This window comes from Actinopolymorpha rutila, from assembly GCF_013407855.1.
In the GTDB taxonomy this organism is placed as follows: domain Bacteria; phylum Actinomycetota; class Actinomycetes; order Propionibacteriales; family Actinopolymorphaceae; genus Actinopolymorpha; species Actinopolymorpha rutila.
In genome coordinates this window covers 330,157-351,424 of sequence record NZ_JACBZH010000001.1, presented here as the reverse complement: position 1 = coordinate 351,424, position 21,268 = coordinate 330,157, and the positions used below count along the sequence as shown (strand labels likewise).

At 74.5% G+C, this 21,268-nt stretch carries 5 protein-coding genes; all 5 read left to right on the top strand.

Annotated features, from left to right (window positions below; genetic code table 11):
- Positions 1-4: 4 nt before the first annotated feature.
- From F4554_RS01485 to F4554_RS01465, 5 genes are read left to right on the top strand one after another with little or no spacing between them, the layout of a single operon-like run.
- A complete protein-coding gene (locus tag F4554_RS01485) occupies positions 5-10,342 on the top strand; it encodes a DUF6603 domain-containing protein (RefSeq protein ID WP_179785687.1) in 10,338 nt (3,445 codons plus the stop codon).
- Entirely contained in the window at positions 10,329-12,323 is a 1,995-nt protein-coding gene (locus F4554_RS01480) for a hypothetical protein (RefSeq protein ID WP_179785686.1), read from the top strand. The genes F4554_RS01485 and F4554_RS01480 overlap by 14 nt, the downstream gene beginning before the upstream one ends.
- The gene (locus F4554_RS01475) at positions 12,320-13,297 is read left to right on the top strand and encodes a hypothetical protein (protein WP_179785685.1); all 978 of its coding nucleotides are present in this window, start codon (positions 12,320-12,322) and stop codon (positions 13,295-13,297) included. The genes F4554_RS01480 and F4554_RS01475 overlap by 4 nt, the downstream gene beginning before the upstream one ends.
- A complete protein-coding gene (locus F4554_RS01470) occupies positions 13,297-17,283 on the top strand; it encodes a hypothetical protein (RefSeq protein ID WP_179785684.1) in 3,987 nt (1,328 codons plus the stop codon). Before F4554_RS01475 ends, F4554_RS01470 begins: the two co-directional genes overlap by 1 nt.
- The gene (locus F4554_RS01465) at positions 17,280-21,161 is read left to right on the top strand and encodes a beta propeller repeat protein (RefSeq protein ID WP_179785683.1); all 3,882 of its coding nucleotides are present in this window, start codon (positions 17,280-17,282) and stop codon (positions 21,159-21,161) included. The genes F4554_RS01470 and F4554_RS01465 overlap by 4 nt, the downstream gene beginning before the upstream one ends.
- The last annotated feature ends 107 nt before the right edge of the window (positions 21,162-21,268 follow it).

Below are 21,268 nucleotides of genomic sequence, written 5' to 3'. Positions count from 1 at the left end.
AGCCATGACGCTGGACGCGGGCGGCCTGGGCTCGTTCGGTGACCTGGCGAAGGCGATCGGCCTGCTGGACGCCGGCGGCTCGCCGAACACCTCGTGGTTCGGCGATCCCGTCGGCAGCGCCGACGCCGACTCGTCGGGCAACCAGCACGGACTACGCCACCTGCTCGCCGACGACGACCAGCGGGCCGCGCTGCTCGCGTTCGTCGACGGCGTGCTCGGCCCGCCGGACCGGGCGGTGCGCGCCGGACAGACCTGGGTGCCGCTGTTCACCAACTCCGACCCGCACGTCACGGTCGCCGCCGTCGTGGCGGAAGTCGCCGGGGCTGTGCAGCTCGGCGTGGGGTTGGAGCACACCATCGCCGGCGGGGCGCCGCAGGTGTCGACGCGGGTACACGTACCGCTGTTCCAGTTCGAGCGCCACGGCGGCCCGCCGCCGATCGGACCCGCCGGAATGCCGTCGTGGCTGTTGGTGGGTACGCCTGGAGCTCGGGTACGGATCGAGGTGGACGCGACGTTCGCCGAGGTCCCGCCCGCGCCCGGAGCCGCGTCGCTCGGCGGCGTCGCCCTCGGCCTCGGCATTCCCACGACGGCCGACGACTCGCTCGCGGTCGAGTTCACGCTGCGCGACCTGCAACTGCCGGGCGCGCCGAGTCCTCGGACGTTCTCCTTCGACGCCACCAGCCTGGACGACCTCGGGACGGACGTCCTGGACCTGGTGCTCGGCCTGGTCCGCGCGCAGGCGGACACACTTTCCGGGGTCGATCCGGCGCTGGCTCCGTTCCGTGCGGTGGCCGGGCTGCTCGGGCTCCGGGACGTACCCGGCCTGCCGCCGTTGCCGCTCGCCGACCTACCGACCCGCGGAATCTCGGCCCTGGTCGACTGGGTGGAAAGCGTCCTCGTCGACCCCACCGACCCGACCGACCACACCGCCCGCGACGCCTGGCTCGGCGAACTCGCCTCGCTCGTCGGCGGCACCGTGGTTGTCGGCGGCTCCGGACATCCGGACGGCGGCGTGCAGGTTGTCGCCGGGCCGGTTGCGGTGACGGTCGGCGTACGGGTCACGCGAGGCGTGGCGGACCACCCGGTCCTCGTGCCGTGGCTGGAACTCGCCCTGGACACCCGTACCGGCGCCCGGGCCCGGCTGGCCGCCGACCTGCTGCGTGCCGACACCGGCACCGGCGTCTGCACCGCCCTGCCGGACCTGCGGGTCGAGGCGGTCTTCGGCGAGGACGCCGGCGGGTCACCGCTACTGCCGGGGGCCGCGCCCCACGTGGGCAGCCTGCACACCGGCGTCGCGCTCGACCCGACCGGGCGGCCGGCGTTCGTGCTCACGCTGCACGACGTGGTGGTCGCCGGGGGCGGTCCGACGTACGACGTGCTCGACCTCTCCTCTCCGTCGGCCGCGCTGGACTCGGCCGCCTCGGTCCTCGAAGGCGCACTCGCGGACGCGATCGCGAACCTCGGACCGGCAGGCGTCCTGGTCAACCGGCTGCTCGGCCTGGACCCACCACCCGGAATCGACCCGCTGGACGTGCCGGCGCTGTTCACCGATCCGCTGGCGGCGGTCCGCACGTACTGGCGCGACGTCACCGGCACACCCGCGGCCGCCACGGACGTCCTCGGCCGGCTGCGCGCCCTGGTCACCGGAGTGGCCGTCGCCGACGTCCCCGGCGCGGGCACGACGGCGGACCCGTGGCGGGTCGAACTGCTGGGCGGTCCCGGGCCGGCCGGTGTGGACCTCACCGTGTGGCGGGAGGACACCCGGATGCTGGCCGCGCTGTCCGGGCGGGTCAGCGTACCCGTGCTCGGGTCGTACGAGGTGACCGCCGGGCTCGGCGCGAATCTGGTGCGGGTCGATCTGTCCGGAGCGGGCGGTGCCGCGTTCGGTGTCGACGCGTACGGCTCCCTGACTCTGCGACGGCCGGACGCGACACCGGTCCGGCTCCCCCTCGGCGCCTACGCGCTGGAGGCCGACGATCTGTCCGTGCGGGTCGGCTGGGCAGCGGGGCGTGGTCTGCGGGCGGCAATTTCGGCGGATCGCCTCGCCCTTGTGACCGGCGCACCGGACGGCCGGATCCCGATCGACCTGCCGACTCTCGACGCGAACGGCGACCTGACCTTCCCGGCGGCGGACTGGTTCGCGGTCGAACGCGCGGCTGGCGCGCTGCTCGGCGAACTCCGGATGCCCGCCGTCGACGCGCTCCTCGACATTGTCGGCTGGACGGGTACGGGCGCGCATCTGTCGCTGGCCGGCCTGGTCGGCGCCGACCCGGAGGCGGACGCGGCCACGACCGTACGGGCCTGGCTCGCCGACCTGGTGCTGGACTGCGATCGGGTCCGCGCGGCGCTCGGTCCGGTTGCGGCGTTGCTGAGCGGCTTCGGGCAGAGCGTGCCCAGCGGTACGGGCTCGTCCCGCGACCCGTACCGCTGCCCGGTCTCCGGCGAGGTCAGGGCACCCGGCCTCGCCGTCTGGCTGGACCCGGGCTGCGGGACCGGCCTGGACGACCTCATCCAGCGGATGGGCAGCGTGGCCGGCGGCGAGTCACCCGACGCCGCCGCGCTCGACGGGCTCCTGCGCGGGGCGGCCCGCGCCGTGCCCGACCTCGCCGACCTGCTGGTGGGGCGGAACTCGCTGGCCCAGGGCCTGGACCTGCTGATCACCCGGTGGGCCGGTACCGACGGTCTGGTCGGGCGGCCGACCGCCCTACCCGACGACGTCACGGCCGTCGAACTCGGCGGCCTGACGTACGCCGAGCTCGTCGCGCTCGGCAGCGTGGGGATGCTGCTGCCCGACGTGCTCGACCCGCCACCTGCGGCCGTGGTGTACGTCGGCTGCGAGCCGACGTGGGTGCGCGATCGCCCGGCAGGCACCGCCTTCGACCGTTCCGTCACGACTGCGACCGGGGCGGATGCGCCCGCGGAGGAGAGCGTCGGCGCGGTGGGCACCGTGCCCGCGACCGGCGGCGGGACGTGGTTCGTCCGGCTGCCGACGCCGACGGCAGCCGCGGCCGAACGGCCGGACCGGGGCGGAGTCGGCGAGCAGGCCGCGCGGCTGGCCGCGGTCCTCGCGGGTCGCACGGATCCGATCGTGGTGGTGGGCTACGGCGGGTGCGGTGCGGCCGCCGTCCGTACGGCGGCGACCGTGCCGGCGGTCTCGGACGTGGTGACCGTCGGCACGCCGTGGGCCGGGCTCGCCGTGGACAGCCTGCACGGCGGACTCGGTGGCGACGCGCTGCGGCTCCTGCGCCGGCTGGAGCGACCGGGCCGGGAGCCGTGGCCGGACCTGCTGCTGGCACAGGAGGCGACACCACGTGAACAGGCCGCCGCCGTGGTCGGGCGCAGCGTGGACGCTGCCGCCTCGGACACAGTCGTCGCGGACCTGGCGAGTGCGGGTGACGAGGCCCGCCGGAGCGGGCTGACGGTGCACGCGGTCTTCGGCAACCTGGACGAGGAGACGCTGGCGCGCGGGCTCACGGCGTACGTCATGGACGGCGTCCAGGCACGAATCGACACCGCGCTCGCCGCGTACGACCGCACCGACGGCGAGGTGACCGCGCTCCACGCCGGCGTCTCCCTCCCGGTCACCGACCTCGACCTCGGTGGTCTGCTGGTCGGGGTCGGCTCCACCGTCGAACTGTGCCGCGTCTCCCGGGCGACCGACGCGGGCCTTCGGGTGGAGCCGGTCCGAGGTGTCGTCGTGGACGTCCACCTCGGGGTGACCGACGGCTGGCTCGCCGGCGGTCCCGGATCGGACAGCACCGTGGGCGAGGTGCGGTGGATGTCCGCCCGGATCGACATACCGCTGGACGGCCGGGCCGGCGACGCCGAACTCGTCCTGCACGAGGCACGCGGGTTCGACGTCGAGCGGGAACGCTGGGTGGTCCGTGCCGACCCGACCGGCGCCGCACCCGACGTCACCGTCACCGAGCTGACCTCCGCGCTGCCGGAAGTACGCGTCCTGCTCGCCGACGTGGTGGCCCGGCTGCGGGCCGCCTCACCCGACCTGGCCGGGCTCCTCGACCTGCTCGGGGTGACCCGCGACGGCGGACTGGACCCGGGCGGACTGGACCGGTTGCTGCACGACACCGCCCACACGGTTCGCGAGCAGGTGGCCGCGAACCCGGCCGACGTGGCTGCTCGGCTGCGCGCTCTCGTACCGGCCGCGACCGGCGCCGGAGCGGTGGTCGGCTGGTCCGTCGGCCCCGCCACCCTCGGCACGGACCTCGCCACCGGAGCCTTCACCGCGTCGCTGCGCACTGCGACCGCGGGGCTGCCGGCGTTCGCGGTGGACGTCACCCTCGGCACGACCGGCGTGTCGGCAACGATGTCGCTCGGCGCGCTCGACCCGGCCGCCGGAGGGCTGCGCCTCGTGGCCGGAGCCACGCCGGCCGGCGTCGCGGTGGAGTGGGCCGCGCCCGGCCCGGGCGTGCCGGTCCGCCGGGTCGCGCTGCTGCCACGACCCGACGAGGCAGCGCTTCGCGACCTGGCGACGGTGGTGTTGCCGGCGGTCGCCGCCCACGGTGCGCTCGGTGCGCTGCGCCAGGTCGTGCCGAGTACGACGGCGACGCTCCTGGACGCCGTACTGGAGGCGGTCGGCCTGCTCACGCCGGCCGACGACCTCGGCTTCCGATCCGTCGTCGTACCGGTCGGGCTGGTCCAGGACCCGGGAGGTTGGCTGCGCCACGGCGTGGCGACCTGGCGGGCCAACGCCGCGGCCGGCGCGGCCGGACTGCTGGACACGCTGGCACCGCTGCTGGTGCCCGACCGCGGCACCGCGACCGGTTGGCCGCTCAGCGACGGCGTCGTGGTCGACTACGCCGTCGAGTCCGGTGACCGGCTCCGGCTGCGGCTGGACGTGTCGCTCGCGGTGGACGCGGGCGGCGGCACGGCGGCGACGACGCACCTCTCGGCCGGGCTGCTGGTCGGCCCGGACGGGTTGCCGCACCCCACCCTCGGAGCGTCCGTCGACGTCGACGGGCGCGGGCTCGCACTGGACGTCGCCCTCGGCACCGATCCACCCGTACGCCTGCGGCTGCTCCGGCCGCCGGCCGCGCCGCTCCCCCTGTACCCGCAGGGACCAGGTCTCGGCGACGCGCTCGCCACGGCCGGGGAGTCGGTTCTCCCGGTCGTCCTGAACGCACTCGCCGGACACCGGACCGACAGTGGGACGCCGGTCCTGAAGACCGTCGGCCAGGCGGTGTTCGATCTCGGCGAGGCCCTCGACCTGCGCGACGGCGACGCCTTCACCGCCAACCGGCTGACCTCCTTCGCGGCGAACCCGGCCGCCCGGCTGGCCGCCCGGCTGCCTTTCCTGGTCGCCACAGGGGCGGCTGCTCTCGCCTCCGCCCTCGACCCAGCCGGGACGGTGGTCGGCGTGACCGCCGGGACCGGCACTCTGACCCTCGGCTTCGGCGGGACCGGGCCAGGGCACGGGACGGGCCGCCCGGTGGAGCTGGTGCTCGACGCGAGCGGCGCCCTGCCCGCCGTGGAACTCCGCGCGGATGTCACCGTCGCCGGGCTCGGCAGGTTCGCGCTGGAGCGGTTGCGGCTGTCCGCGGCCGGTGTGGAGGTGGCTGCCCGGCTGGGTCCGCTCGCACTCGACCTGGGCGCGTTCACGCTGCGGCCGCTGCTCGTAGTCCGCGCAGGCAGCGCTTCCGGAGCGTCCCGGACCGTCGGCCTGGGCCTGGCGCTCGACGACGGCGCGGCACGGTCGGTCGAGTTCCGGTGGGGCCTGGACGCGACCCCACCGAGCCTCGCCGCGGTGCTGCGGACGTCGCCCGGCGGTGCCGAGTCGATCCGGACGGCGGTGGATGCGACGGAGTGGTTGCTGGCGGTCGTTCTGTCCGTCGCCGGCGGCGTGGTCGTGGACGGCCTGCGGAGCGTCCTCGGCCCGAAGGCAGTCGCCACTCTGCAGGGCGTGGTGTTCACCGACGGCGCGGGCAGTACCGACGTCGATCCCGACCTCGCCCTCGACCTGCTCGACCCGGAGGCCCTGCTCGGCCGGCTCAAGCGCCTGCTGTGGAACGCCGCGCAGGAACCGGCCCTGTCGGTCACCCTGGACGGGAAGGTGCGGATCGGTCTGGCGTCGACGGGGACGACCACCCGCCAACTCGGTCTCACCCTCGCCCTCGAACCAGGGCAGCGGTTCACTCTCGCCGAGTCCGACACCAGGGTCGACCTCGAGGTCGACGCGAGCTGGGTCTCCCCGGAGGTGGCCGCCGGCCTCGCCGTGTACGTACTGTCCGGCACGTCGCCCGCGGACCTGGCGATCGACCCGGCCGTGTCCGTCGCCGGGCTGGGCCTGCGCTTCACCAACACGAGCGGCCCTCTGCTGTCGCTGGGTTCGCTGTCGCTGGACGGCATCGCCGTGCACGTCTACGGCGAGGCGAGGACCACCGGGCTCGGCGGTGGTGTCAACCTCGAGTTGGCAGGGCTGGCGTTCGCGCCCGGCGGCGGTGGCGGTTCGAACGCCGTGGCGAACAGCATCATGAACGATGCCGGGCAGTCCGGACCGTCCGCCCGACCGGCGTTCTCGCCCTCGTTCGCGGTCCAGAAACATCCGGGGTCCGACGCCGCGGTCTCCCTGCGCGCCGGTCCGATACCAGGGCCGTGGTGGATCGTGGTCCAGCGCCAACTCGGACCGCTGTATCTCGAACGCGTCGGTTTCGACACCGTGGAGAGCGGCGGGACGCTGAGCCGGATCTCTTTGTACTTCGACGGCCGGGTCTCGATCTTCGGCCTGACCGCCGCGGTGGACAGGCTCTCGATCAGCTGGACCGGCGGCGACCCGCTCGACCTCCACAGTTGGGCCGTCGACCTGATGGGGCTGGCGATCTCGGCGGATCTGTCCGGCGCGAGTCTTTCCGGCGGGCTGCTCAAGACGGTCGGCCCACCCGATCCGGGTGGTCCGGTGTCGTACGTCGGGATGCTGCTCGGCCGGTTCGGCACGTACGGCCTGTCGGTGTTCGGCGGCTACACCGACGACCACGGCAACCCGTCCTTCTTCGTGTTCGGCGGCGTCAACGGCCCGATCGGCGGGCCACCGGCGTTCTTCGTCACCGGGATCGGCGGCGGCCTCGGTGTCAACCGAGGGTTGCACATCCCGGACGACCCGAGCGGGTTCAACGACTTCCCGTTCATCGCCGCGCTCGATCCGGCTGCCCGCCCGCCCGAGGACCCGATGGCGGAGCTGCGCCGGCTCAACGACTACTTCCCGCCCCAACGTGGGCTCTTCTGGTTCGCCGCCGGACTGAGCTTCACCTGTTTCACGTTGGTGGACGGCATCGCCGTGCTCGCCGTGTCGTTCGGTGACGGGCTGGAGGTCAGCCTGCTCGGCCTGGCCCGGATGGCCCTCCCCCGGCCCGAGGCGGCCCTGGTGTCGATCGAACTCGGCCTGCTCGCGCGGTTCTCCACCAAGGAGGGCTCGTTCGTGATCCGCGCGGCGCTGACCGAGAACTCCTGGCTGCTCTATCCAGAGGTACGGCTGAGCGGCGGCTTCGCGTTCGCGACCTGGTGGAAGGGCCCGCTGGCCGGACAGTTCGTCATGTCGCTCGGCGGTTACCACCCGGACTTCCACCGCGACGGCTATCCGGAGGTGCCGCGCCTCGGCCTGACCTGGCGGGTCAGCGACGCGATCACCATCAAGGGCGGGGCGTACTTCGCGCTGACGTCCGAGGCGTTGATGGCCGGCGTCGACGTCGAGGTCTCCGCGGACTTCGGCTGGGCGTGGGCGCGGATCGCGTTCGGTGCGCACGGCATCGTGCACTTCGACCCGTTCTGGTTCGAGGTCCAGGCGTACGCCCGCATCTCCGCCGGGGTGAAGATCGACACCTTCTTCGGGACGATCAGCATCAGCATCTCCGTCGGCGCCCGGATCCGGGTGTGGGGCCCGGACTTCTCCGGCGAGGCGACCCTCGAGGTCGGCCCGTGCGACATCAGTGTCGGCTTCGGCAGCGAGCGCCGGGTCGAGCCACGGGTCCTCGGCTGGGCGGAGTTCGTCGCGAAGTACCTCGAGGACGCCGGCGGCGGCACGGCCCGGGTGCTGTCGGCGATCACCGGCCGGGGAACGCTGCCCGCGGCGACCGGAGGCGACCGTTCCGCACCGACCTCCGACGGCACCGCCGGCCGGCCGTTCGAGGTGTACGCGGAGTTCGAGCTCACCGTGGTGACGACTGTGCCCACCGCCCGGATCGACGTCGGTCTGGCCGGTGGTCCGGTGCCGGTCCCCGTCATCCGCTCCGACAACCTGCCGGCCGTTCTCGGATTGAAGCCGATGCGGGCGGGCGGCCTGGTCTCGACACTGCGGATCCGGCTGGAACAACGCGATCCCACCACCGGGGTGTGGACCGACCTTCCCGAACCGTTGCGTCAACTCGGCGCCAACCTCGCGGCGGCCGGCCCGCGGCCCGAGGGGAGCACGGCCGGACGGGAGGCGTTCCCGATCGGGACCTGGGGCGAACCCGATCCCGCCGGACTGCCCGCTCCGGCACTGCCCACCGGAGACGTCGTCCGCGCCGGCAACCAGGTGCGCCTGGTGGCCGAGGCGACGACGATGGCCCGTGGCCCGGAGATCGACTACTACCGCGTCGAGGCGGCCCGCCGGCCACTGCCGCTGCAGGCAGGCGGCCCGTCGCGCGCCGACCTGCTGGCCACGGCCGGAACGGTGGAGATACCGCATCCGGTGACCGTCTCCCAGGCGCTGGTGGCCGCCGGGGAGCAACTGTTCGCCGTGCCGCCGCGGGACCTGCCCGCGGGGCTGCTCCCTTCGGGCGCGCGCAGCGCCCTGGCCCGTGCGGCGTACGGGCGCGAGGTGAGCGCGCCGCCCCTCTTCGGAACACTGGCGGACGGGATGGCACCGGTGAACGCGGCCGATGCAGCGGCTGCCCGCACACCCGCGGGCCCGGCGCCGACGCCCAGGCCGTCGCGTCCCCCCGTCGTCGCCGGCTTCCTCACCGCCGGCAGCGGCGTGGCCGCCCGGCCGCCCGCGACCACGGTCGCCGACCGGCGGATCAAGCGGCGGGTGGCGCCGACGTTGGACTCGGTACGTGCCCGGCTCGGCGCGCACCTGCCGGTGGCGATGCACCTCGCGGCACTTCCGGCGGCGGAGCGGGCCGGGACGCTGGCGGCCCTCCGGGTGCCACGGACGGAGGCGACCGGCGCGACACGGTCGTACCCGCTGGGCACGTCCGGGCTGACCGGACTCGTCGGCGGGATCACCGGAGCGTTCGGGCCCGCCGGACCCGCCGGACCCGCCGGACCGGTCGTCGTGTTCGGCGTACCGCACGCCGGCCCGGACGGCGCGCACGGCTCACCTGACCAGGCGCAAGGAGTCCTTGACGGCGCGCAAGGTGTTCTTGACGGCCGGCAAGGTGATCTTGACGGTGTACCGGTCGGTGTCGACGACCCGCCGGCGCCGACCGACGGACGAGACCTCGCAGCGGGTGAGTTGGTCGTACTGATGCTCCCGGACGCCGCCGTCGACGTCTCGGACGCCGACCGTCCTGTCCTGGAGGTCGCAGGCCGGGCCCGGGTGACGGTCCTGCGCGGGGACGGCTCGGTGGCACTCGACGACGTGGTGACCGACGCCCCCGCGGCCGGCGGCGGGATCCGGGTTGCCGTACCTCCGGCGGCGGCGCTCGTCGCGGTACAGGCCGACGGGGCGATCGCGCAGGACGGACGGGACGACGGGGTGGCCGGCTGGCATGCCCGGTCCCGAGTCTGCTCGCTCGGTTCGCAGGCGGCGCTGGCGGACGGGTGCGTCCTGACAGTCGCCGGAGGACCGGCCGTTCGCGGCGCGGCCTGGGTGACCGCGGCGGACCTGCTCACCGAGGCGGCGGAGGTACGGACGTCGTTCGCACGCCCGGTCAGCGCCGTGGCGATCGTGGTCGAGGAGGGTGACGCCGACCGGCTCGACGCGGTGGCCCTTGAACTGGAGGGCGCACGCCGGGCGACCACCCCGGACGGGGCGGACGTGCCGCCGACCGTGCTGCTGTCCGGCGACCAGGCCGTGCTGGCCTACCCCGTCGTGCCGATCGACCCGAAGGCTTCGGTCCCGGTCGTCGTCCGTACGCGTGCGGGCGGCGACTGGCGGGTGACCGGAGTCCTCGGCGCGCGGGACGGTGTCGACTTCCTGTCCCGGCAGATCGTTCGCTCCGGCGTGGTCGCCGCCACCGGGCGGGTGCTCGCCGGCACCGGGCAGGGCGCGCGGCTGCGCTGGATCGGCGTCACACCCTCCGACGCACCTTCGGGCGCCGGCGCACACCCTGGCACACACTCCCACGCACGCTCCGACGCACGCTCCGACGCACACGGGGAAGGGGGACGGCGCGATGGCGGTCGGTGAGGGCAAGTTCGTGTTGTACTCGCGGATCGAACCGCCGCTGCAGGCCGGCGACTACCGCTTCCGTACCAACCAGGACCTGTCGGCCGGCGGCCTCGGGCCGGGCGACCTGCCGGTCGCCGAACTCGCCGCGCACATCAGCGTTCGGGCGCCGCGCTTCACGCTGCCGCCCGACCAGGTGCTGTCGACGTTCCCCCCGGCAGGCAGCGAGGGCGCGTACGGCTCGCGCCTGCCGCAGGTGGTGATGCGGCGCCGGACGTTGCCCTGGGAACGCCTGGTCCAGCCGGGCGTACCCCGCACGACACCGTGGCTGGCACTCGTCCTCGTGGCCGAAGGCGAGGCGGAGCTGAAACTCAACCAGCCGGTGACCGAGTGCGTGACACCCGGGCGAACCCTTCCCGGCAAGGCCGACGTGGAGTTGGGCAACTACCTCTCGATCCGGGCGTCGACGGTGCGGCGGATCTTCCCGACCCGGCTGGACGTACCTCTGCTCGCGCACGCTCGCGAGGTCGACATCCACGACACCGAGCTCATGATGGGCGACGACGACGGATTCCTCGCCGTGGTGATCAGCAACAGGTTGCCGTTGCCGGGCCGGGACGCCGACGGCAAGGAGGTGCCGGTCAAGTACCTCGCCTGCCTGGTCAACCTCGAGGGGCAGTTCGACGCGCTGCTGGACCACGCGCCCGACCCCGCCCCGGTCACCCCGCTGCCGGTCAAGGTCGCCGACCTGCGGGTGAACCAGGCGCAGTGGGACCACGCCCTGATGGGCCGCTCGGGTGGAGGCACCGATCCCGTCTCCACGGCCGGTTCGGTCGGCTCGGTCACCCCGGTGCCGAATCCCGGCACCGCTTCCGCACCGTCGACCCAGCAGCGGTCGTGGTCCAGCCGGGCGACGGTACGCGGCACCGCCGACGTCTACGCCGAGATGGCGCGGGACTTCAGCGCGGCCGTGGTGTCCGGCTTCGTCGTCGGCGAGGCGGTCGACCTCGACCCGACCCTGCGCTTCCCGGTGTTGCTGCACTGGAGTTTCACGTCGTACGGCGAGGAGACGTTCCGCACCTTGGTCGAGGGCCTCGACTCCGGCCTGCTCGGCACCCTCGCCGACCCGGCCGACTCCGGTGGGTCTGGTGGGTCCGGTGGGTCCGGTGGGTCCGGCGAGTCCGACGGGTCCGCGCCGGCAGCGGCGGGGCGGGTACCGGTCGAGGTGGTGGAGACCGGCCACACCGGCCTGGCGCACCGCACCCGGGTAGGAGATCAGGTCCGCTCCTGGTACCGCGGCCCGCTCGTTCCCCATCCCACCACCGACCCACCGGGAGGTCGGCTGCCGCTCGCGCACGCCGCCGACCAACTGCGGATCGTGGTGCCGGACGGACGGGAGGACATCTCCCTCGCGGCGGCTTTCGAGATCGGCCGACTGCTCGCGCTGGCCCGGCCGTCCATGGTCGCGGCCCTGATGCGGTGGCGGCAGGGCGGCTACCAGGTCGCGCGGCGCGGCGCGGTGTGGAGCGACCACGCGGGCTTCCTCGCCCAGGTGCTCGGCGCCGGGTGGACTCTCGACACGCACGTCGGCGTCCTCCTCGGACGGAGCCTCGCCGAGGCAGCCGTGGCCCAACCGCGGGAGTTCGTCGGAGACCCGGCGCCACTGGTGGCCGCCGGCCGGGCGCTCCCCGTGGACGGAACCCTCGAAACCCTGCTGGCGAAGGGATTCGGGCTGTCGCCGAAGGTGCTCACCGGCGACGCGGCGACGGTGCTCGGCCAGCTCCGCCAGACCGCCGTACTCCGTCCCGACATCCGCGAACGCGCCACCTCCGACGCACAGGTGCGCACGACGCTCGCCGAGACGGTGCGCCGCGAGGTCGACCGGCTGGTGGCCGACACGCTCGCCGCCGACCCGCGCCGCCCGGACGCGTTGGAGCGGTTGCTCGCCGGCCTCGGCGACAGCGGCGACAGCGGCGACGAGGAGCAGGAAGGTGACCGATGAGAGTCGACCCGACCACGGTGCTGCGGGAGCTTCCGCTCACCCTCAGCGAGCTGCCGCCGGTGCGCATCGCGACCGAGGACGACGGCGACGGCGCGCTGCCCGCCGAGTTGCGCGAGTGGCTGGTCCGGCTCCGACTGCTGGACGGCGTGCCGTTCGCCTACCTCGTCGCCGACTCCGACCTGCTGCCGCCGGAGTCGATCCGGTGGTTCTACGTCGACCGGCGCTGGACCGACGCGCTGGTGCAGGGAGCGCTCGCCGTCGGCACGGTGAACAGCGACGACCGTACGCAGCTCACCAACCAGTACCCCCAGGTACGCGACGAGCTCGACAACGAGGAACGCAACCGGCGCCGCGTACCCGGCTCGGACCGCTACGCCGGCGACACCGGGCCGATCAGCGGATTCCTGCTGCGTTCCCGCGCGGTGTCGGGCTGGCCGGCCCTGCACGTCCGCGCGTTCAGCATCGATCCCGGACCGGCTGCCGACGAGGCGCGGATCCCCGAGGACCAGCCCGGCCGGATGCGGCTGCTGCGGCTGGAACGGCTGGCGCCGGCGGTCCTGCTGTGCCTGTTCGACGGGGTTCCGTCGGTGGTCCACCTGGAGGAACCGCGCCAGGGCGTGCAGTTCGGGTTCGACCCCGCGGACGGCGACGGCGACGGCGAACTGTCGGCCACGCTGCGCCCGCGTGACGCGACGACGTTCGACTACCTGCCGGGGCCGCCGGTCGACGTGCCCTTCCGTGCGGGTGCCGCCGGCGTGGTCGACATCCAGGAGTTGGAGCGCCGGCTCGCGGGACGGGTGGGCAGCGGTGCGGCCGACGGGCTGGACAGCTCGGAGTACGCGCTGCAACTCGTCCGGTTCCCGTTCCGGCAGGTGTTCGGGGACCCCGAGCCGACCGTCGTGTCGTACGTCTTCCGGCCGACCGTCTCCTACGAGGCGATGGTCGACCACGTGTTCCGGACGGAGGGCCCGTGATGTCCGCGCCACACGACCCTCAGGGCTCGCACGACCCCGATGGCCCGGCAGCGGCCGCGGACGGCGGCGACCAGCGGCGGAGGCTGGACGCGGTCCTCGACCGGCGGTTCGCCGCCCTGGTCCAGGCGGGCGCATCGCTGGCGGCGATCGGTACCTGGGACGAGCGGCTGTCCCGGCGGACCCGCATCCTCGTGCCGATCGACGTACAGGCATACGTCGTGCCGGCCACCGACGGCGAGGCGACCGTCGCGGTCACCGGAGGACCCGGCGACCCGGCCCCGTTCGACGTCGGCGGGGTGCGGCCGCCCGGCGTCCACCTGCACTGGGCGCTGCCGGACGCGCTGCTGGCCGGCTCGGGCTCGCCCGGCGGGACGCTTGCCCTGCCACGCCTGCCGGACCGGTGGGTCGTGGTGCGGACGCTGCAGCCGGCCGGGGCGCGCCAGGTCGTCGTACGCGGTTGGGTGCTCGACGCGCGCACCCGTTCGGTCACGCCGCTGGAGAAGTACGCCGGGACGCCGGATCCCGCACCCGCCGGCACGCCGACGCTCGACCCGCTCGACGGGGCGGTGGGGGGTTCGCTGCTGTGGACCGCGTCGTACGAAGCAAGCGCCGGGCGGTTCGGGTTCCACGACCCGCTGGACGACCTCGCCGACGCCGCCGGCAGACCTGCCGGTGACCAGGCCGTCTACACCGTCGCCGGGTGGTGGAGCGACCTCGACCAGGACCCGCTCGCCGGGGCCGCCGGTCCGCGGCGGCTGGACGCCGCGCTGACCGGCCTGGGCTGGTACGTCGTGCACGACGGTGACGACGAGGCCTTGGTGGAAGCGGATCCGCGACTCGCCCGGTTGCGCGCGGGCATGGGCCTGGTCGCGCCGAAGGAGACGTCGCCGACGAAGATCACCGGCGCGGACGGTCGTACCGTCTCCGGCGCTCTGGACGACGTGGCGGTCCCGCTCCGGTCCCCCGTGAACGTCGCCGAGCAGGTCTTCGTGACACCCGCGCTGCCGCGGTACGCGACGCTCGTGCACGGCAGCGTGCTCGGGGTACCCGTCGCCGGCGGCCTGCCCCCCGCCGACGACCGCCCGGACGCGACCGACCTCGGCACCGCCCTGGGCCTGGACGTGGACGACGTGGTCGCGGCGTTCGGTGCCCGCGCGCTCGGCCTGGACGCCGAGCACCGGCGGTCGGCCGAGACGTTGATGGCCGCGTTCACCAGCGGGGTGGTCGAGCAGCTCGGCAGCCCGGACGGCCTGGAGGACCTCGCCGAACGCGAGCACGCCGACGGGTTCTGGCCGCTGCCCGGCACGCCGCTGCCCGGCACCAAACCGGACCGGCTCCGGGCCGAGGACAGCGCGCCGGCCGGGCCGACGACGGTCGGGCGGAAGGGCCGGGCAGCCCAGCCACGCGCGCATCTGGGCACCACGCTGGCCTGGGCACACACCGATCTCACGCTGCGGTCCCGGGCGTCGGGGCGGGCGCTCGGCTCGGCGGCTGCCGGTGTGGGCCCGACGGGCTCAGGGGACACGGGCGGCGGCGCCACGCCGGCGAGCGCCACGCCGGCCGGCCGGGTCGAGGAGACGACCGTCGCGGCGACGGGCAAGGCACGCTCGGAGTCGCGGGAGGTGACTCGCCCGGCGCCGAGATACTTCCGGCCGCAGGCGCCGGTCCTCGCGCTCCGGGGCGGACGGCCGAACCACCGGCACCACGGCGACGGACTGTTCGACGAACGCGGTCGGCTGCGCTGCCGGTACCCCCGCGAGTGCGTGCCGGCGATCGAGGGCGTCGTCGACGGCGCGGCGGTGCTGCCGACGCTCGGTTCGGGCGCCGTACCGGACGAGGTGCTCACCGTCGTCCGGGAGGCCGTCCTGCTGAACCCGTACGGCTACCAATGGCTCGCCGCTGCCGGCGCACCGTCGCAGAACGTCGTCGGTTCGTACGTGACCCGGGTGGCGGCCGAGATGGTCCGGCTGTACGGCGTGGACGGCCGCTACGACGGGTCCAGCCATCTCGATCTCCCCGTGCCGCAGGCCGCGCGTGCCGCGGCGGACCCGTGGACGCGGGTGTCGGCGGGTGCGTCGATGGTCGACCGGCAGATCGGCGCCGAACTGGCCCGGCACGCGTTCGTGCGCGGCACGCCGCCGAGCCCGGTGGCGCTCACCACGTGGCGGCAGCCGTGGGTGCCCCTCTGGCTGGAGTGGCGGGTCGTCCTGGACGGCCACGACTCGGTGGCCGGATGGGAGCTCGCCGGACTCGACCTCGAACCCGCCGGCCAAGAACCGCCGGACCCCGGAAACCCCGTCCACCTCACGCTGACCGGCCGCAGCCCGCTCGGCCAGGGCGTCTCCCGGGCACTGCACGAGGGCATCCGCCGGTGGGTGGACACCGAACAGCAGCGCGACGCTACCGGAAACTCCACCCTGCCGACGTCGGACCAGGACCTGCTGGCCCGGCTGGGTGACCTGGTCGCGCCGCTGGACCTGATGTCGGCGTCGCTGGACGGCCTGCGCGAACAACTGCTCGGCATCCCGTACGTCGGCGTCCTCGACCGCGGTGCCGGTTCCGACCCGAAGCCGAAGGCCACCGGTGCGGCCGTCCCGGTGTTCGCCGGCACGCTCACCGTCGAGGCGCTCCGGCTGGTGGACGCGTTCGGCCGGACGCTCGACGTCCCACCGGACGCCGTCGCGGCCACGGCGACCACCCTCGACCTGGAAGTGTCCGGGACGGCCGGAGGCATCCGGATGCGCCCGCGCGTCCAGCACCTGGCGCGGGCGCTGTTCCGGCTGGTCGACCCGGGGCAGCCGGCCGACACCGACCCGGCGGAACTGCACGAGGCGTACGTCGACCAACTCGACCCCGCCGGCGCGGTCAACCCCGTGGCGGGCTTCCTGCTGCCCGACCACATCGACGAGGAACTGGAGACGTTCACCGTCGCCGGCACCCCGATCGGGCAGCTCGGACACGACGCCGTGAACGGCGCGGTGACCTGGGAGACCGCACCGGGCCGGCCGCTGCCGCCGGACGCGGGCCCGCTCGCCGGACTGGACGCACAGGCACGGATCACCGGCGAGATCGCGGCCGGGCTGGTACGCGCGGACGCGGCCGCGCGCGACCTGGCCACACCTCCCGCCGCCAGTGCGCTGACCGCCCTGCTGCGGGTGATCGACACGACCCTGTGGACGGTGGACACGTTCGCCGCGATCGGCTCGCCGACCGTGGCCGGGCTGATCGGGCGGCCGGTGGCGGTGGTCCGGGCCGCGCTCCGGTTGGACGTACCGGACGACCTCGACGAGGTGGACGTCGTGGCGCCCGGCGGTGCGGACGCGCGGCGGGCGGCGTTCGCGGCGATGCGCGAGCAGCGGTTCCCCGTCCGGCTGGGTGCGCTCACCCGTGCCGACGACGCGCTGCTGGGTTTCTTCGTCGACGACGACTACACGCGGCTGCGTCTGGTCGACAAGGTTGTCGCCGCCCTGGCGACCGACAGCGGCCCCCGGCGCGGGCAACTCGGGATGCTCGGCGCCGCGGACGTCCCTGGCGTGGAGCCGCTGGTCCACCCGTACGTCGTTCCGGATGGCACGCTCTGGCTGCGGCCGGGTCAGACGGTGCGGCTCACCCTGTTGATGCTGCCGGTCGGCCGGGTCCACCTGACCGCCGGAGTGCTGCCGCGCAAGGCGCTCGCCCTCGCCGACGACTGGGTGACACCGGGGCTCCGGCGGCTGGTTCCGTCGGTACGGGTGGGGCCGGTGCTCGTCGACCCCGCGCAGATCCGGCTCCCGCTCGTCACGCTGCTCGGCGAACGGCAGACCTTCACCCGGCGAACGGGGCCGCTGACCTGGCGGGACGACCCGATCGTGGCGGCGACCCAGACGGCGTACCTGCCCAGGCTGCCGCACGAGGTGCAGGAGGGATGGGTTCGGGTCACGCCGGACCAACCCACGGCACCGGACGGCCCCGGTGCCCCGGACAACCAGCCGGGAGGTACGCCATGACCGAGCCCTCGCCGCCCCCGTCTGTTGCGCCGGGCTCCGGCAGGCCGACCCGCACCGGCTCGACGCGGGGGCGCGGGCGCCGGTCCGGGCGTTCGGCCGAGCGGCTGGCCTTCGTCGCCAACCGGGCAGGCAGCTACGATCCCGGCGCGCTCACCGAGGCAATGGGTCGCCGGCTGCGCGAGGAGGAAAGCGCCGCGGAGGCTGCCGCCAAGGTCGCCGCCCCTGGTGAGCGGATGCGGATCTTCCCGGCCGGCGACACCCACCGCTGGGTGCCGATCGGCCCGTCGGTGATCCGCGCGAAGGAACGGTTCCTGCAGGCGTCCTGGCCCCGGGCGACCGGCCGGGTCCGCGACCTCGCGGTGAGCGCCGACGGCCGCCGCGCGTACGCCGCGACCGCAAAGGGCGGCGTCTGGTACACCGACGACGGCGGAGCAACCTGGTCGCCGGTCGGCGGCTGGGCCGTCCGCGCGGCCGTGCACGGCGGCGTCCACAACGCACAGGCGTGCGGAAGCCTGCTGGTGGCGTTCGCCGAACCGCCCGGACCTGACCCGGCCGCCGACGCGGCGCAGGACTTCGTCCTCGTCGGCACCGGCGAGCCCCAGGGCTTCGGCCGCCCGCCTGCCCGGCCCGCCCTCGCCGGCCGCGGCGTCCTCGCGGCCCGCGGACCGGCCACCAAGGGTGGCGCCGACCCGACCTGGGAACCCGAGGCGGGCATCAGCGTGCTGGAAGGCGCCGGCGTCTTCGCGCTCGCCCGCGACCCGCTCGCGACTGCCGGCCAGTCCACCGGCTCAGCCGGGTCCGGACTGGACCGAGTGGTCGCGGGCACCGACCGCGGTCTGTTCCTCGGCACCCGGCGGCCGGCCGGCCCGCCCCACAACGGCGAGTTCGCCTGGGCACCGCTCCCGGCCCTCGGTACGTTCCTCGGGCTCGGGTCGGGGCAGCAACCCCTCGTCACCGCCGCCCTGTGGCTGCCCAGAAGCGGCGACGCCAACGGCCGGATCCTGCTCGCCGTGGCCCGCGGGCTCGAGAGCGCAACACCTGGCGTCTTCGCGCCGACGGGCAGCGGTGTCGCCTACACCGACGACCTCGGCGCGTCCTTCCACTGGGTGGCCGGCCTCGACCCGACGGCGTCGGGGGCGATGCCGCTGGTCGGCCGGATGAGCCTCGCCGTCGCCGAGGCCGACCGGGTGTACGTCCTCGGCGACCAGCAGCCGGGTGCGCCGTCGGCCACGGTCGCAGGCGTGTGGCGGATCGCCGCGGCAGCCTCGGCGACACCAACGGCCGAGTCCATCGCGGGCGTTCCCACGGTGTGGCAGGGCAATTCCCTCGGCAAGAACCAACGCGACTACGACCAGACCATCGCAGTGGACGTGGTGGGTGGCGTGGACCGGATCTACCTCGCCGGCAACACCTCCGACGCGGGCGCGTCGCTGTGGTGTCTGGACGTCAGCGTCGGGCCCGCGCTCGTACCGACCGCCGGTGTGTCCCGTACCGGCGTGCCGCCCGGCGGCGAACACGCCACCTCCGGCGGGCTGATCGGCGACGGGGTCCACCCGGACGTGCACATGATCCGGCTGGCCGGCACCCACCCCAACCGCCAGGTGTGGGTCGGCACCGACGGCGGTGTCTTCGTCTCCACCCACGCCGGCCGGGTCAACACGTTCGCCCCGCGAGCCACCGGGATGGCCGCGCTCGAGGTCAACTTCGTCGCCGCGCACCCGACGTCCAGTCACTTCGCCGCGATCGGTACGCAGGACAACGGCCGCCACTCCCGAGTCGGCGACACCGTCTGGGAGGACACGATGGGCGGCGACGGCGGCGGGGTCGCTTTCCACCCGAGGTTGCCGCAGGTCATCGTGTCGCAGTACTTCCGGGCCTCCTGGGAGGCCGACCCGATGGCGGGGTTCGTCAACCCGCTCGACCAGGGCTCGTTCACCGTCGACCTGCGCACCGACCGGGAGAGCAACCTGTCGGCGTTCTACTCCGGGCCCTCGGCGGTCAGGCGGACGGCGACCGCCGCGGCCCGACTGGTGATCGGCACCAACCGGGTGTGGCTGAGCGACAACGTGGGCTTCGCCGCACCGAACAGCTGGCAGGTGCTGCCGTTCCCCGGTGGCCCGGCGGTCAACCCGCGGGCCGGCGGCCGGGACCTGCCGGCCAACCGCGCCGTGGGGGTGCCCGCGGGTGCGCCGTTGCCGCCGGCGGTCAACGGCACCGGGCCGCTGGGCGAGGTGGTCACCGCGAAGTGGGTGAGCGAGCGGGTTCTGCTGGTGCTGTTCGCCAACGGCGTGGTGCGCTGGACGCAGGACGCCACCACCGCCCGCTGGTCGGCCCGGTGTCTCGTCGCACCCGCCGGCGTCGTACTCGCGCCGCCGGTGACAGGAGCACCTGACCCTGCGGTCAGCATGCTGAGCGACCTCGCGCCGGTTCCGGAGAGCAACGACTTCTATCTCGTCACCACCGGCGACCCGGGCTCACCGGCGGCGGAGACCTGCCTGTTCTTCTCCGACGTCGCAAGCGCCTTCTTCCCCACCACACTGCGCGCCCAACTGCCGCCCCTGGATCCGGCGTACGCGGTGGTGGTCGACCCCCAGCGGAACGCCGACGTGTACGTCGGAACGGTCACCGGCGTGTGGAAGGGCGAACGCGGAGCCGGGCCACCAGCGGCGGGACAACCGTGGCCGCACGCGTGGGCCACGGACGTGAACGGTCTGCCGCAGGCCGCTGTCCAGGACCTCCACGTCTGGGTCGACCCGAGCAACGCGGCCGGCAGCCCACGCCTGCTGCGGGCCGCGTTCCAGTCCCGCGGCGTCTGGGAGCGCGACCTGAGCGTGGACGACGAGCCGCAGCGCACGTACCTGCGGGTGCACGCCCGCGACGACCGCCGCCGGCTGCCCACACCGATGGCCAACCCCCGCCTCAGCCCGACGCGGCCGCCGGTCGTGCCGTACGCGAGCCGCGACATCATGATCCGGCCCCGCGCGAACCCGGCGTCCGCGCCGACCTGGCGGTTCCGCGCCTCGGACACCATCGACGAGACAACGGTCAGTGCGGGCACGGCGACGGCGTACCAGCTGTGGACGTTCCAGACGGCGTTCCGGTGGCTCTACCCCTCGGTGAACGCGGACGGCCGGTGGACCGACACGTTCGGCGCCCTGGTCGAACTCCACCGCAGCACCGATCCCACCCTCGGCCCGGTCCAACCCAAGATCAACCGCGCGCTCTGGGACGCCGTGGTCGGCGGCACCCGACTCACCGCGGGCGGCGCGGTGTCGAGCAACGCCACCGACCCGCTCGCCGTCTACCGTCCGGCCTGGCACACCCCGCTCGCGATGTCGGCGCTCGCGACCGAGATCGACCTGCTGGAGAACGTCGTCCACCCGCGAATCCGCGACGACGTCGCGCACGTGTTCGCCGAATGGAACACCGTCGACGTGCTGATCCACCATCGAGACATGACGCCGGTCCCGGCGGGGGATGCGTTCGTGCTGCTGCTGTGGCGACACGCGACCAGCCGGGCCGCACTGTTGGCCACCGACGTGAGCCCGATCCCCGCGTACGTGAACGCGGTCCTCGGAACCGGCCCCGTACCCACCGCACCCACCGGTTGGGACCGAGCGGTGACAACAACCGGCTCGCCGCGGATCCCGCTGCCCGCCGCGCTGGATGCCCGGATGCCGCGCGCCGTCCCGGTCGACGTGAACCTGTCCACCGCCGCGCCCGACGACCACTACCTGTTCCTCGCGATCGCCGGTTCGACCGCCGATCCTTGCTCGCTGGCGCCCGTCGGCCTGCCCACCACACCGAAGCCCGCCGACCTGGCTCGGGGATGGCCGTACGCCGCACTGCGCCTGGTCCGGGTCCTCGCCCGCCCCTGATCCGAGGCCGCCGCCACGAGGCCACCTGCCCACGATTGGCGTGGTCGACCTGCGGTGTCTCCATCCGGCAAACAGAACGTCCTCGACGTAGTTCGGCGAAATACTTC